The 13,984-nt window shown below is 43.1% G+C and carries 14 protein-coding genes; 4 read left to right on the top strand and 10 right to left on the bottom strand.

What is annotated here, in order from left to right:
- The first annotated feature begins 243 nt into the window (after positions 1–243).
- The 3 genes from IEX80_RS17305 to IEX80_RS17295 all read left to right on the top strand — a co-directional run bounded on the left by IEX80_RS17305 (position 244) and on the right by IEX80_RS17295 (position 3,078).
- A complete protein-coding gene (locus IEX80_RS17305; protein WP_188833604.1) occupies positions 244–1,548 on the top strand; it encodes an amidohydrolase in 1,305 nt (434 codons plus the stop codon).
- 124 nt (positions 1,549–1,672) lie between these two features.
- Positions 1,673–2,179: a Cif family virulence factor gene (locus IEX80_RS17300; protein ID WP_188833603.1), complete on the top strand. Its 507-nt coding sequence runs from the start codon at positions 1,673–1,675 to the stop codon at positions 2,177–2,179.
- A gap of 110 nt (positions 2,180–2,289) precedes the next feature.
- Positions 2,290–3,078, top strand: a complete 789-nt coding sequence (locus IEX80_RS17295; RefSeq protein WP_188833602.1) for a DUF1835 domain-containing protein — start codon at positions 2,290–2,292, stop codon at positions 3,076–3,078.
- Positions 3,079–3,234: 156 nt separating this feature from the next.
- Here the strand turns inward: IEX80_RS17295 and IEX80_RS17290 are convergent, their stop codons facing one another.
- Positions 3,235–4,797 carry a glycoside hydrolase family 10-like protein gene (locus IEX80_RS17290; protein ID WP_188833601.1) on the bottom strand — a complete coding sequence of 521 codons (1,563 nt, stop codon included), beginning with the start codon at positions 4,795–4,797 and terminating at the stop codon, positions 3,235–3,237.
- Between the two features lie 337 nt (positions 4,798–5,134).
- Between IEX80_RS17290 and IEX80_RS17285 the strand changes: the two genes are divergently transcribed.
- Positions 5,135–6,052 carry a DUF8428 domain-containing protein gene (locus IEX80_RS17285; protein WP_176625787.1) on the top strand — a complete coding sequence of 306 codons (918 nt, stop codon included), beginning with the start codon at positions 5,135–5,137 and terminating at the stop codon, positions 6,050–6,052.
- Between the two features lie 187 nt (positions 6,053–6,239).
- Here IEX80_RS17285 and IEX80_RS17280 read toward each other — a convergent pair whose 3' ends face one another.
- The 9 genes from IEX80_RS17280 to IEX80_RS17240 all read right to left on the bottom strand — a co-directional run bounded on the left by IEX80_RS17280 (position 6,240) and on the right by IEX80_RS17240 (position 13,809).
- Complete coding sequence (locus IEX80_RS17280; RefSeq protein WP_188833600.1) at positions 6,240–7,631, bottom strand: hypothetical protein; 1,392 nt, start codon at positions 7,629–7,631, stop codon at positions 6,240–6,242.
- 11 nt (positions 7,632–7,642) lie between these two features.
- Entirely contained in the window at positions 7,643–8,443 is an 801-nt protein-coding gene (locus tag IEX80_RS17275; RefSeq protein ID WP_188833599.1) for a hypothetical protein, read from the bottom strand.
- Between the two features lie 26 nt (positions 8,444–8,469).
- On the bottom strand, positions 8,470–8,970 hold the full coding sequence (locus tag IEX80_RS17270; RefSeq protein ID WP_188833598.1) for a heavy-metal-associated domain-containing protein: 501 nt from the start codon (positions 8,968–8,970) through the stop codon (positions 8,470–8,472).
- Positions 8,971–9,039: 69 nt separating this feature from the next.
- On the bottom strand, positions 9,040–9,429 hold the full coding sequence (locus tag IEX80_RS17265) for an HYC_CC_PP family protein (protein WP_188833597.1): 390 nt from the start codon (positions 9,427–9,429) through the stop codon (positions 9,040–9,042).
- A gap of 170 nt (positions 9,430–9,599) precedes the next feature.
- Positions 9,600–10,280, bottom strand: coding sequence for a YiaD family glycine zipper/OmpA-like lipoprotein (locus IEX80_RS17260; RefSeq protein ID WP_188833596.1), 681 nt, complete (start codon positions 10,278–10,280; stop codon positions 9,600–9,602).
- Positions 10,281–10,537: 257 nt separating this feature from the next.
- A complete protein-coding gene (locus IEX80_RS17255) occupies positions 10,538–11,872 on the bottom strand; it encodes a sensor histidine kinase (protein ID WP_188833595.1) in 1,335 nt (444 codons plus the stop codon).
- Positions 11,873–11,876: 4 nt separating this feature from the next.
- A complete protein-coding gene (locus tag IEX80_RS17250; RefSeq protein ID WP_090532151.1) occupies positions 11,877–12,560 on the bottom strand; it encodes a response regulator transcription factor in 684 nt (227 codons plus the stop codon).
- A 9-nt stretch (positions 12,561–12,569) separates the two neighbouring features.
- A complete protein-coding gene (locus IEX80_RS17245; RefSeq protein ID WP_188833594.1) occupies positions 12,570–13,478 on the bottom strand; it encodes a hypothetical protein in 909 nt (302 codons plus the stop codon).
- On the bottom strand, positions 13,468–13,809 hold the full coding sequence (locus IEX80_RS17240) for a hypothetical protein (RefSeq protein ID WP_090532147.1): 342 nt from the start codon (positions 13,807–13,809) through the stop codon (positions 13,468–13,470). The genes IEX80_RS17245 and IEX80_RS17240 overlap by 11 nt, the downstream gene beginning before the upstream one ends.
- Between the last annotated feature and the right edge of the window lie 175 nt (positions 13,810–13,984).

Here is a 13,984-nt window from a genome sequence, read left to right as displayed (position 1 = left end):
GGTTCATCAACGAATTAGGTAACCCTGTGTTCTTGTTAAATGGTTGATTGTTAGTATTTTGTATATTAAAAATCGAAATTGTGTTAACCCTGTTAACCCCCTTTTAGCCCTGAGTTAACGGCTATGTACTCGCATAAAAAGAATCGTGCTTGCCTGCTTTTTTGATTGTGGCTCATAGCCGGTGCTTCTCAATCTACCATATTTAAACTATTGTGCTTATATTACTATCTCCAAACAACCCGTATGAAAGCAAGCCTTATTTTATCACTATGTGTGTGTTCGCTGCAAGCTATAGCTCAAAAAAATGCCTTACGTACACAGGTAAATACCAAAGCCGATGCCCTGCAGGAACAGGTAATAACCTGGCGGCGTGATTTTCATGAACATCCCGAACTGGGTAACCATGAGGTACGCACATCGGCCATTATCGCCAAACATTTACAATCATTAGGTATTGAGGTAACAACCGGCATAGCTACTACCGGTGTGGTTGGGGTGTTGAAAGGCGGGCATCCGGGACCGGTTGTGGCTCTGAGGGCGGATATGGACGGGTTGCCGGTTATTGAGCGTACACCTGTGCCATTTGCATCTAAAGTAAAAACTACTTATAACGGACAGGAGGTTGGCGTGATGCATGCCTGTGGGCACGATTCGCACATGGCCATACTGATGGCGGTTGCGCAGGTGCTATCGTCAATGAAAGCAGACTTGCACGGAACCGTAAAATTCATTTTTCAACCCGCCGAAGAGGGCGTTGAACCCGGTCAGAAAGGCGGGGCAGAGCAAATGGTAAAAGAGGGCGTGCTGGAAAACCCCAAAGTTGACGTGGTTTTTGGTTTGCACATTAATTCGCAAACGGAGGTTGGCAAAATAACCTACCGGCCGGGTGGTACCATGGCTGGGGTTAATGATATGCAGATCATCGTAAAAGGGCGGTCGGCCCACGGAGCTTATCCATGGTCGAGCGTTGACCCTATTGTAACCTCTGCCCAGATCATCAATAACCTGCAAACCATAGTGAGCCGCAATATCAATGTAACCGAAAACCCGGCAGTGGTAACTATAGGTGCTATAAAAGGTGGTAACCGCTCAAACATAATCCCCGAATCGGTTGAAATGCTGGGTACCCTCCGCTCCTTCACCCCTGCTGATGAAAAAATGCTGGTTACCAGGGTAACCGAAATTGCCACCAAAACAGCCGAAGCGCAGGGAGCAACAGCTACGGTAAAAATACCCTACAGCAACCACTATCCTGTAACTTATAACGACCCCGAGCTGACCCAAAAAATGCTGCCGAGCCTGCAGCAAACTGCCGGTGCCGCTAATGTGCTGTTGCGCCCTCCTGTAACCGGCGCCGAAGATTTTAGCTTTTACCAGGAAAAGGTACCGGGCTTGTTCATATTTTTGGGCGGTATGCCAAAGGGAGGCGATCCGCTGAAAGCACCATCGCACCATACGCCCGATTTTTATATTGATGAAAGCGGCTTTAGTTTAGGTGTAAAAGCCTTGTGTAACATGACCATTGATTACATGAATAACAAAAGGTAAGTTACTTGGTACCCGATAGCTCTTTTTAATTGCTGCTGAAACAATAGTGATCAAAAAGTATTTTTACAACGGCTTATTCGTATATTGAACGGCTTTAATAGCATAGTGTGAAATTGTTAAGATCATGAAAAAGCATTTACTACCCCTTTTATGCCTGTGCATGTTTATGAGCAGTTTGCCTGGTGTTGCAGCTTCGGCAGAAATGGTGCTGCCTGCGGATACGGTAGCTAAATTAAAGCCCGAGGTACGCCAGGTTGTTGAAACGGTAATAAAAGCTTCCGGCACTTTCAGTATCGAAGCAGTATCCGATCTTTATGCTCCTAATGCCGTAGTGGCCGATGAACAGCCTCCTTTTTCGTGGAACGGGCAACTGGCCGGTGTGCAATGGATAAATTCGGTACAAAAAGCGGTTAAGGATTTTAAAATCAGGGATTTTAAAGTCGATTTGCAGCGTATCAAAACTTTTCAGCAAACCGACGAAATAGTTTACCTCATAGCTCCTGTTGAATATACCGGCCTTGTGAACGGTGAGCATTTTGAAGAACAGGGGGCCTTTTCGTTCGTATTAAGGATAGTGAGCGGTAAATGGCTCATTAAAAGCCAGGCTTGGGTACCGCGCAACGGCATGTAAAACACCAGTCTGTATCATAGGCCGGCCTACTTTTGCAATCTGAATTTAAAATTAAGATTGACAAACTTCCCTTTAGAAAAGGCCTTGGTTTTATTTATAACTTAGCTTTCATGAACGCTATCCTGCATATATTAAATGGCGATGCCGCGTTAGATGGTTTTGATCAAACCGGACTCGACGGGGATGTTATGGTTTGGCGCGAGGTGTTTTCTGAAGGCCCTTTACAGGAAAATATCCTTTCAGGAAGTTTCTGGAGCGCACGCCGCGATTGGATTGGGACAACATTCGATGCCCCGGCTGATGAATATCAGCATAAAGTAATAGATGAACTGGGCAAACTAAACAGCCGGTATACCGAGATTAACCTGTGGTTTGAATTTGATTTGCATTGCCAGGTAAACCTGCTGGGTGTATTGGAAATGCTTTCGCTGAAAACCGATATGTCGGCCCCGGCCATTTATCTCATTTGCCTGGCCGATTGCGTTCAGTTTGATAATAAGAAAGGCCTGGGTGAATTAACCGGCGAACAATTTGAAGAATTGTATGATGCCCGCGAGCGCCTGAACGAATGGGAGCTCGGGCTGGCCGCTGATGCCTGGAGGCTATATGTTAATAATGACCTCGCCGGGTTAGAAAAATGGCTCAATGAAAATACCTTTTGGGGCGGCCTCCCGCTGCTTAAGCCCGCACTACAGGCACACCTTAAACGGATGCAAACCAATGCTGATGGATTGAGCTATATCGAACAAAAACTACTGGATATTTATAATGGCGGCGCTAAAACCAAGACGGCCATTTACCACGCGTTTTGGAAAAATGAAAGCATTTTTGGCATGGGCGATAGTGAGATCGATATCTACCTCAATAAACTGAAGGAAAAAGGATTGATTGAGGTATAAATTGTGTCATTTCCTGACTGAGCAGAGAGAGGCTGAACATTGGGCGAAAGAGAAATCTTATATGCCCGGCTTAAACGCCTTGGATAGCCGCTTGATATAGTGCATAAGATTTCTCACTCGTTCCTCGTTTCGAAATGACAATGATCAGTATGATTCCTACGGAACCGTGACGGCTATCGTTGGCGACCTTTCACTCTCATTCTTCATCCTATCTAATGCTGTGACTACATAAAGATAAGTTTTACCCTTAATAACAGTATTATCGTCATACCCCTGCGTGGGATCGTATTTGATTTTGAGAATATTTTTAGGATTGTCGATGTCTATCTTTTCACCATCGTTAAAACGGTAGATCACATAGCCGTAAACAGGCTCTTCATCTTTAGCTAAAGTTGGAGTAAGCCACCTTACTGCTACACTTCTACCTACGGCTTTGGCCGTAACCTGTTGAGGGGCGTTAGGCGGTATCGAATCGCGCCATAGCATTACCGGCGGCAGTGCAGGGTATTGGTAATAATTGTCGCGGAGCGAGTCGGTAAAGCCAAGCGGGTTGCTGGTGAGCGAATTGGAACTAAAGTAAACACTGCCCTGAACCCTTGGGTTGTTGCGAATAAGTTCTATTTGCTGAGGTAGCTGAGCCGGGTTTCTGAAAGCCTGAACTTTGCGCTCATTGATGCGGTAAGCCGCCTGGCCTACATATAAATGCCTGCCATAAGTATTGTCGCCCCACCAGTCGAGCAGCTTTTGAAAATCGGCAGCACGGTTGCCTATCTGCCAGTAAAGCTGCGGATTGATATAATCTATCCAGCCTTCTTTTACCCATTTGCGGGTATCGGCATAATTTTCATAATACGAGGAACCGCCATTGGTTTCGGAACCTTCCTCATTCTGCGCTTTATTAGCCCAGATGCCAAAAGGACTTACACCAAATTTGATGTTAGGATCATGCGCGTGAACGCTGTCGGCAATCATATGTATCAGCAGGTCCACATTGTGGCGGCGCCAGTCTTTAATATTATCGTAACCCTCGCCGTACTTTCTAAATGTTTCCTCGTCGTTTATTTTTTGCCCGGCAATTGGATAAGGATAAAAATAATCGTCCATGTGTACGCCGTCTATGTCGTAATTGTCTACAACATCCAGTATTACCTGTACAATATAGTCACGCACTTCGGGCAGGCCGGGGTTAAAAGTTTTAATGCCGCCGTAGGTAAAGAACCACTCAGGCTTTATTTTGGTAATATGCTGCGGACTAAGCGCTGCAAAGTTGCCGTCAAAAGTAGCGCGGTAAGGGTTAAACCAGGCGTGCAGCTCCATGCCGCGTTTATGTGCTTCGGTAATGGCAAATTCAAGCGGGTCATAGTTGGGGTTGGGGGCCTGGCCTTGTTTACCGGTTAAATATTTCGACCAGGGCTCACGGCTTTTGGCATAAAATGCATCGGCAGCGGGCCGCACCTGCAGCATAACCGCATTGATCCCGGTTTCCTGGTGCGAGTTTAGTATATCTATAAGCTCTTGTTTCTGCTTTTCTGATGGAGCTTTGGAGTTGGTTGGCCAGTCGATGTTAACCACGGTGGCTATCCATACTCCCCTGAATTCGCGCTTAGGCTGCACTTTTACATCAACCGGTGCCGGTACAAGATCGGCCGGCTGCGCATTAACTGTTAAACTTGTAAACAGGATTATAATCAGGAGTATGAACCGTTGGTATATATGCATCAAATAGAATTAAATTGAAAGTTGCAAAGATATAAACTCATAACGTAGCAGGTTTATTATGAAGTATAAAAATTGAAGCCTTATTGTGTTTTAAACATTTTGTAGTTATTTTAGCTCAACGCCTAAAACAATTGATGTAATAATTTTTTAAAAAATCATATTTTTAGTGTTTTAACGTTCAATATGTTAACCATTAAGGATAAACGCATCTGTATATACTTGCAGGAAAGCGCTTTACATCAATTAACAGTTGATATTTCGTTAAAAACTAAACACTATAGCTAAGCTTTTGTTATACCACTTGCTTAACTATGCTAAAACTTAACATTTAATTGCTATGGAAAACCAATCTGGGCAACAACAACCTAAGAAAAACTCAAACGTCATTTATTTTCTTATTGTAGTAGTGCTTGCTTTATTGGGTACCGATGTGTATCTGTACCTGCAAAAAAACAACTCCGATAAAAAAATAGTTTATCAGCATGATGAGCAAACAAGGCTGCAAACCGAGCTCGACAGTCTTGAATCGCAGGTTGAACAGGTCACTGCAGGCAAAGCCAAGATGACCGCGGCACTAACCGCCAAAAACGATTCGTTAAAATCTACCATTAAAGTTTTGAGGGCTAAACTGGCCAAAGGTAAACTTACCGCACAAGAACTTGCCAAAGTACAGGAAGATGTAAAACAACTCCGTTATTTTGTAACCAAGTATACTGCCGACATTGATGAGCTCAAAAAACAGAACACATCGCTCACCACCGAAAGGGATACTTTAAAAACCAATTTGGCAACGGTTGCCAAAAAGGTGGATACGCTATCCAAACAAAATGAGGATCTTGGTGCTAAGGTGAAAGTAGCCCAGGCACTCAAGCTGGCAACATCAGATGTGGTGGCCTATAAAATAAAAGGCAGCGGCAAAGAGGTGGATGTAACCCGTGCAAACCCAGCCAAAAAACTGAAGATCAACTTCACTGTGGCCAGCAATACTCTGGCTACAAAAGCTATGCATGATATTTATGTACGCGTCATTGATCCAACCGGAAACCTGATTACAGCACCTGATTCAGGAACTTTCAGCGCCGATGGCCAGGACCTGCAATACACCTACAAAACATCCATTGATTTTAAGGATGATGGCACACAATACACCATCGACTGGATAAACCCAACCCTTCCATTCCAGAAAGGCACTTATACCATTATGCTTTATGCTGATGGTGGTACTATGGGTAAAACAGGTATTACACTTAAATAATCATCGGCACTAATTTTTCGAATTAGGTCGAATTTCACGAATTACACAAAGAGGCCCGGTTTGCGTAGCAAACCGGGCCTCTTTGTGTTTTGTCTGATGTTCAGACGAAACTGTTATTGCAAGATGGCGGAATTATGAATTGTTTTTAATTCGTGTAATTCGACCTAATTCGAAAAATTAGTGATCATTACATTTTCATCAATGCCGGGCTTATCCTTAAATAAACTTCAAAGCCAACAGGTGCGCTACCGTAAATCGGCTTTAACGCCGATGGTGAAACATTGAGCGTAGCCTGTACGCCGCCGGTAACATTGGTGTTTTTGAAGCTGCTTAAAATACGGTTTGCTCCCAGGGTTACAGCATTGATATTAAAGTTGGGGTTAAGCGGGTAGGCATCGTGCATGTCCAGTTCTTCGGCGTCTTTTTGCACAAATTCATATCGGCCATAAACAGCGGTTTTGTTGAGCTGTAAAGTATTCTCCAACAAAACAGACGGCTGCGTTTTATGATTGTCCGAATAATGGTTTTGTCCGTAAACCAGTGTAGTTGCTACATAACTGTTTTTGCTTAACATTTTGGTATGGATGGCTGATGCAGTGAACCTGTTGACGTTTTGCCCCGGCTCAGCTTCTTCCGCGCTGTGGATCCATCCGTCTGATACCTGCACGGCCCATTCTTTGGATGGATTATAGGATAAACGTGCCGAGTATGAATCAAATCGCATTTTATCAAAATCATAGCGGTGCTCATCCGGCTCACGGCCGGTAAATATGGATCCTTCCAGCTTTACATTTTTGATACGGAAGCCCAATGTTGCGACACCAAAAGTGATATGTGTAGCATCCTGATAATGATGACCAAGCGGCGCATCGGGGTCATTGATGGCCGAAAGGCGGTGCATAAACACCGGCGGACCTAAAGCCGGCTCTCCCGGGTAACCGAACGAGAGATAGAGGTCAGCATCCTTAGCCACGCGCTGGGTATAAGCTATACTCAACTCAGCAAAGAGATCATGCGGGTGCTGTTTGTCCACCAATTTTTGTCCTTTGTATGATTCGCCGGTTTGATACAGGAGGGGATAACCGCCGTTGCCCACCAAAAAGGGATCGAACGAGAACATGGTATTAATGGAGAACAGCCCATTATTGCCTACTTTTCGCTGGGTCATGAACATAAGCCAGTTGGGTACATCAATCCTTTTACTGCCACCTCTCTTGCCCGAATTAAACAGGTCCTGGTTGTTATACCGCGCAAAAAAGCTACCATATACCATGCTCATCCATTTTTTACCATGGATTATGTAGGCATACAGTGGAGTTTCATCAGGCGCCCATGAGGTACCCGAACCGTCGCGGTTCATGGGGAGATCGCGCGAGAACTGGCTCGTCATCATCATATGGTGCATGGACGTATCCTTTTTCATATTGCCCATATCCATACCATCCATAACCATAGGTTTGGTGCTGTTCATGCGCATATTCTTTTTTGTGGTATCGCTCATCTTCATATCGTGATGGTGCTGGGCGGATGCGCCCACGGTAGCCAGGCTTAGGGCAACGAACACAATATATGCTTTCATAGCAGTGTAGGTTAAAGATTAAAAAAGTTGTACTCCAGCCTGATGAGGTACATGTTTTTAGTATTCCGTTGCATCTCATTATAGATAGGCGTACGGTACGAGAAATCAAGCCGGCAGGTACTGTTAAAGATCAGTTGCAAAGCGGGTGCAACATCCAGATAACTTTCGCTATGCCTTGGGTTGATTTTGCCCAGCAGTTCACAATACAAGTTTAAATTTACCTGCTTGTAGTCGCGATAATTACGTGGCAAAAGCAAATAGCCGCCAGATAAGGTATAAGCCGCGGCATTACGTACTCTATTGGTTGAAATTTCATAGTTCCCGCTGTTATTAAAAGCCCGCAAATAGCTTGCCGAACCTGAAAGTGCCAGCTTATGTAGTAGCTGGGTGAAAACCACACCGCCCTGTGCACCGCTGTTATCACCTTCTAAAGTGATCTCCCGGTTCACTATAGGGTTGTTAATACTCGATAGCTTGGCAAAAAATGCGCCCCTGAAATGCTTTTGAACGGTATCGATAGATAGGAACCGGTACTTGGCGTACACGCTGCCACCTTCAAAGTGCTGGCTTGAATTATAATAATCAGACATATAAACCGAGCCATGCACCATCAAATGCCGGCTAACGCCATACATGGCTTCAATAGTACTACGGTTTTTGTACGATGGCTTAAAATATCCCTGGTTTTCCACGCGAATGCCCAATGAGCCGGTTGCCATATTGCTGGCAGGTTCTGTATTTACATACAGTTCCTGCGCCAATACGGAGCGTGCCATTGCCATAAGGCAAACAGCCAATAATATCCTCTTCATAAAAAAAATGATGTTAAATGAAGAATTTAGATAGCTAAATGATAAACGCGGCCACTTGCAGGGGCAGTATCGGTAACCTGGCCAAGGTATTTTTTTGATACCGATTTGGGTGCGAAACCGTTGTCAACCACGGTAAAGCTCACATCGCCGGTGAATGATTTATCGGCAGCGTTAAGCAGGCGATAAGTATCGCCCCCGTAGTTAAATGCATTCTCGGCAACTTTGGTATTGGCAAAATTATAAGTGGCTTTTAAACTGTTAACCGAAAATCCGGAACCCTGAACCTTTTTGCTGATCTGCTCAAAATTTACCGGCACGTCATTTTTAAAGGTAATGAGGTAAGTGTTACGGATCAGATCAGTTTTGATTTCGCCAATAAACGGCAGTGTGCGCAATGCTTTTTCGGTTGATTTGGCGCAAAGGGCGCAGGTAAGGCCGCTAACTTGGAGTTCGGCTTTGGTAAATTGAGCTTTAGCTGCTGTTACAGAAAACGCAAATATGATGATGAATATTTTTAAAGTTTTCATGTTGATCGTGTAATTAATTGTTAGAGAATAAACTGCTGATAAGGTTTACCGGGTTTAACAATTAACAGATCAAATGCGGAAGATACAGTTGCGAATAAATGCGGCGATGCCCTGAACCGATGGATCGGGAGGGCCGCGGTCATAAAATTTGTCGGAAGAAGAAGATGGTAAGGCCGGAAATAGGCTATCGAATGACCAACTTGGCAGTTCAAAGCCAAATATCTTTGCTAAAAACGAAGTTGATTCGCCCTGGTGAGCGTCTTTTACTTTTACTTCAACCTGTTTATCCTTGCAGCATTTCATTTTGCCGCCTTTTTGGTCCATTTTGCAGTTAACCGCCGGGGCATCAATTTTTACAGATGCTACATAATCGCCGCAAATATGGAAATTAAGAGCAAAGCCCAATACTGTAACCGTGTACAGCATAGTGAGTAATATCGCTCCTGATCTTTTTACCATACTGCAAAAGTAGGTGATTAACTTGTTGATTACAAAATGTTTTTATCAGTTGGGACAACACATCGTTTAACAAATGTGCAAATAGTGATTTTGGCATATACCAAAAAGCCCCGGCTTTGCGCCGGGGACTTCTTCTTTAAACTATTAACTGATCTTATTATTACGATGTGTTACTGGGCAGCCTGTTTTGCCTGCTCCTTCATTTTTTCGTTTGCCACAATGGTGATCTCAACCCTGCGGTTTTGTGCGCGGCCATCGGCAGTGGTATTATCGGCAATTGGTTCACTTTCGCCTTTGCCGGTCACTGTCATACGTGATGAGGCTACATTACCCGCAACTAAATATGATTTTACAGCATCCGCCCTTTTTACTGAAAGGGTTTTGTTGTAACTGTCAGACCCTGTATTATCGGTATGGCCAATGATGGTGATATTAGTTTCCGGATTTTTTTGTAACGAAGCTGCAAGGTTTTGCAGGTTAGTTTGAGCGGCAGGTTTTAAATCTGATTTATCGGTATCGAATAAAATACCTGAATCAAATTTAACCAAAATGCCTTCACCTTCGCGGGTTACTGTGGCGCCCGGCACTGTTTGTTTAATTTCGGCAGCTTGTCTGTCCATATTACGGCCGATAAAAGCACCTGCGGTACCACCTACAGCACCACCTATAATAGCACCTAATGCGGTATTACCGGCAGCTTTACCAATAAACGCACCTACTGTACCACCGGCACCTGCGCCAATGGCAGCACCTTTTTGTGTTTTTGTAAGTGAATTACATCCTGAGCCTAATATGCCTGCTGTAGCTAATGCTATACCAAGGGTGGCTACTTTTAATTTAAGCGTTCTCATCGTACTTGTATAATTATGTTATACCGTGCTTTTTACAAAGCAGATGCCAAAAAAAGCGGATGGCAGTATTATATACTGCTTCCTTTAAAAGAACACCCTCCATCAATCATAGCAACATTTTTTTAATGATAAGTAAAGTTAATTTCAATGAAGTAAAGAATACCGGATTATTGATTTTTGCAACACTGCCCGATTTTTAGTACAAAGCAGCAGTAAAATTTTTGCTACAGTACAATTTGGCATACCTTTTTGCAGTTTTAGGAAATTACTATCAGTGTAGCAGGGAAAATAAGTTTAAAGGTGCTCCCTTTATCTTTTTCAGAAATTACATTGATTTCAATATCATGAAAGGCCGCTATTGATTTTACAATAGGCAGGCCCAATCCAAAGCTATCTTGTTGTAATGACTGTCTGAATTTTTTAAAGCGGTTAAAGATCAGCGGGATGGCGTCTTCATCTATACCGATGCCGGTATCAGCTATACTGATCATATACTTATCATTTACAGCAATGCCTGTTACCTTAATGCTGCCGCCCTCATGATTGTATTTAATGGCATTGTTGATAAGATTAAAAAACAGGTTAAAGAGTAAAAATTTATTGATGTTGACAAAATGCCAGTTGTCTGGCATCAACATTTCATAGCTGATGTTTTTATCCTGCAGGCGAATGGAGATCTCGTCATAAACCTCCTGCAATAGTTCGGATACCGATACCTTGTCTTCTTTTAAAAACTGTTCGTTCTCTATCTGGGAAATGAGCAGCAGCGTTTTCGTAATGCTCTTCAACCTGTTCAGGATCTTTTGCATTTCCAATAACCTGCCTTTAAGCTCATCGTTGATATCCTCCTCCTCAAACATATTCTCGATTTTTGACTGAAGAATAGAGATGGGTGTCATAAGCTCATGCGATGCGTTGGAAATAAACTCCCGCTCTTTATGAAACTTATCGGCAATGGTTTCGATCATGTTATGGATACTGATATCCAAATGCTGAAAATCTGATGTGGTAGTACGTACCTGCCGGTAGGTATGAAAATTAGGAAACTTTTGCCCTACAAGCTTAGTTTTAATAATAAGCCGTAAAGGCTTAAGCACATAGGTTGAATATACCTGGTCGGCCAGTACGGTCAGCAAAATCATTCCCAGCAATACCTGGAAAGCTATATTTTGCAGCGGGACGCTGGTTTCATCCAAAGTATCTACACTTTTGCCAATTTCCAGCAGGTAATTTTTGTTCTTAACCTTAAAGGTATGGCTTAGTATGCGATACTCTAAGGTATCCCCCTCACTAAAAAGGCGCTTACCTCTTTTTATAGTATCCAGGAAATAATCGGGGTCAACTTCGTCGAGGCTGATATATTCTTCCTTGAGCGGGAGGTAGCTGCCGTAGCCTTCGCCGTTTTCGATGTAGGTTTCAATGCCCTTGCTTTTTACAATTTGCAGCAGCTTGTTTTTTTGTTTGATAAGCTTGCTGTCGACATAATTACGGCTGATATTTTTGATCAATACAGGAACAAGCAATACAAACAGTATCACGATAACCAGCTTGGAGATGGCGTTAAAAAGGGTAAGTTTTGTTCCTAATTTCAAATACTCAGGCGTTGATCTTTATTTTATAACCCAAACCACGTACCGTTTCCAGCCAGTCGGGCGGGGCATAGGCATTTAATTTTTTACGGATATTTTTAATATGCGCGTCAATATAATTGCTGTCATAATCATTATTTACCACGCTGCCCCAAATATGCTCGCTCAGCTGCATGCGGGTAAGCGTACGGTTTTTATGTAATATCAGATAGGCTATGAGGTCAAATTCTTTTTTGGTAATGGTATTAACAACGCTGTTATAATAGGATATAGTACGTGCGGTAAGGTCGATCAGGAAACCACCCAGTTCAACAATGTTATTTTTAACACCAAACTTACGCCTGATGATGGCCTGCATACGGCTTTGCAGCTCAAGCAATGAAAAAGGCTTAGGCAGATAATCGTCGGCGCCAAGGTCGAGGCCTTTGATCCGGTCGTTGATCTCTGCACGGGCGGTGAGTATAATACATGCCGCCTCCGAATTAGTCTTTTTTGATTCCCTAAGCAGATCAAGGCCGTCATAATCGGGCAGGCCCAGGTCTATCAATATAAAATCATACAGATTTGTGGCAATTTTTTCGGATGCCGAAGTGCCGTCAAAACAAACCTCGCAGATATAGTTATAGTTTGAAAGAAAAATTTCAAGTTCGTGGGCAAGTGCTGTTTCGTCTTCTATTATTAAAACATTCATGTATTATGACTAATAAAAAACGTAGTAAAAAGTTAAATTATAAAATGACTCGCGCCGGTTAAGCAATACTCCTTCTACGTTAACTGGGATAGAATATTTGTACGAAAACTCAAACGTGTAATGCGGCCGGTTATAAGCCACCGGGATTTTGAAGCTGTAATTAAGCATGTTGAACCGGCGGTTACGGCTCGCATAACGCGGGTCATATTGTATAGAAATATTGGCGGCCTCGTCCCTGAAATGATGATCAAGTGAATAGCGCTGAACAAAATTCTGCGTGCCCAGGATGAAATTAAAGGAAGGGTTAAAGGAAAGAAAATCCTGGTCGTCAAAAATGCTCCAGCTGCTTTCCCAGTATTTTGAATTGCTTATCGTTAAAAAAATGTCGTTCGATTTGCCGAAAAGATAATCAAGCACAGCACTTGTTTTCAGGTAATGCCAATCGTATGAATTTTTAAAATTGATATCATTTGAGGAGGCCGACTTGATAACCTGTGCTGCATCCCTGGCAAAAAAGAACCGCGTATAACTTACTGAGCCGGAAAAGGCTTTCGAAAATTTGTAAAAATACCCTCCGCCCAAATCAACCTCATCAACAGGGGCATAACCCAAAACCTTGAAAGCCGACCCATATAAAAAGATACCCGACTTGGTATTATAAATCAGATCGGCAGTAACAAAAGGATATTTTACCGGGCCGGTACGACCAAAAAACAGCACGTCGCTGCCATAACTTACCCCGGCCGAAATTGACCGCTTACGAATAATGGTATCAGAATCGGCTACTAAGGGGTGCTTACCGGCAAAAAGGCGCAAATCAGTATCCGCACCAAATACGGTACCGCTTGCAGCCATAAAAAAAAGTAAGCAAAGGTATTTCATCAATATGGTAAATTGTTTAACCAGTTTAACTGCCATTTCTCCTCGGTATTTCGGGCGGGCGCTCCATGCCTTCGGGGCGGCGCTGCCTTTTGGGTTTGGGCTTAGGCGGTACGGCATCATCGTCAACAGTAGCCGGCTTAGCCTGCCGCTTTGCTTTGGCTATTTCTTTGATTTTTTTCTTTTCATCCTCCAGTTGCTTTTTGGTTTTGGTAGTAGTATCAGCCGCTAATAAAGTATACGACAACGCACCCGGTTTTTTGTTACCGGCATGAGCAAGCGCATCAATGTTTTTTGTAAGGGCATTGGCAAATGATATACGTGTTGCAAATATCAATAACAGGACAATATACGCAAACCACTTTATCATTGAGGAGAAGAAAAGGTAAAAATAAGGCTCAAATAAAGGACAATTTAAATGTTTACACCAAAATGAGAAAGGTACAACAAATAACAATTCATTTGCAGGAGCACTTGTAAAAATGCCGATGCAAATGAATTATCCGAATCACAATTATGATGAAAGGTTTATGAGTGTACTTTAA

It is taken from the genome of Mucilaginibacter rubeus, from assembly GCF_014643835.1.
Classification (GTDB): Bacteria; Bacteroidota; Bacteroidia; order Sphingobacteriales; family Sphingobacteriaceae; genus Mucilaginibacter; species Mucilaginibacter rubeus.
The sequence above is the reverse complement of the archived record's forward strand: the minus strand, read 5'-3'. Positions and strand labels throughout refer to the sequence as shown.

Coding starts and splice junctions, on each gene's coding strand:
- IEX80_RS17305 (WP_188833604.1), top strand. CDS start 244: ATGAAAGCAAGCCTTATTTTATCACTATGTGTGTGTTCGCTGCAAGCT.
- IEX80_RS17300 (WP_188833603.1), top strand. CDS start 1,673: ATGAAAAAGCATTTACTACCCCTTTTATGCCTGTGCATGTTTATGAGC.
- IEX80_RS17295 (WP_188833602.1), top strand. CDS start 2,290: ATGAACGCTATCCTGCATATATTAAATGGCGATGCCGCGTTAGATGGT.
- IEX80_RS17290 (WP_188833601.1), bottom strand. CDS start 4,797: ATGCATATATACCAACGGTTCATACTCCTGATTATAATCCTGTTTACA.
- IEX80_RS17285 (WP_176625787.1), top strand. CDS start 5,135: ATGGAAAACCAATCTGGGCAACAACAACCTAAGAAAAACTCAAACGTC.
- IEX80_RS17280 (WP_188833600.1), bottom strand. CDS start 7,631: ATGAAAGCATATATTGTGTTCGTTGCCCTAAGCCTGGCTACCGTGGGC.
- IEX80_RS17275 (WP_188833599.1), bottom strand. CDS start 8,443: ATGAAGAGGATATTATTGGCTGTTTGCCTTATGGCAATGGCACGCTCC.
- IEX80_RS17270 (WP_188833598.1), bottom strand. CDS start 8,970: ATGAAAACTTTAAAAATATTCATCATCATATTTGCGTTTTCTGTAACA.
- IEX80_RS17265 (WP_188833597.1), bottom strand. CDS start 9,429: ATGGTAAAAAGATCAGGAGCGATATTACTCACTATGCTGTACACGGTT.
- IEX80_RS17260 (WP_188833596.1), bottom strand. CDS start 10,280: ATGAGAACGCTTAAATTAAAAGTAGCCACCCTTGGTATAGCATTAGCT.
- IEX80_RS17250 (WP_090532151.1), bottom strand. CDS start 12,560: ATGAATGTTTTAATAATAGAAGACGAAACAGCACTTGCCCACGAACTT.
- IEX80_RS17245 (WP_188833594.1), bottom strand. CDS start 13,478: ATGGCAGTTAAACTGGTTAAACAATTTACCATATTGATGAAATACCTT.
- IEX80_RS17240 (WP_090532147.1), bottom strand. CDS start 13,809: ATGATAAAGTGGTTTGCGTATATTGTCCTGTTATTGATATTTGCAACA.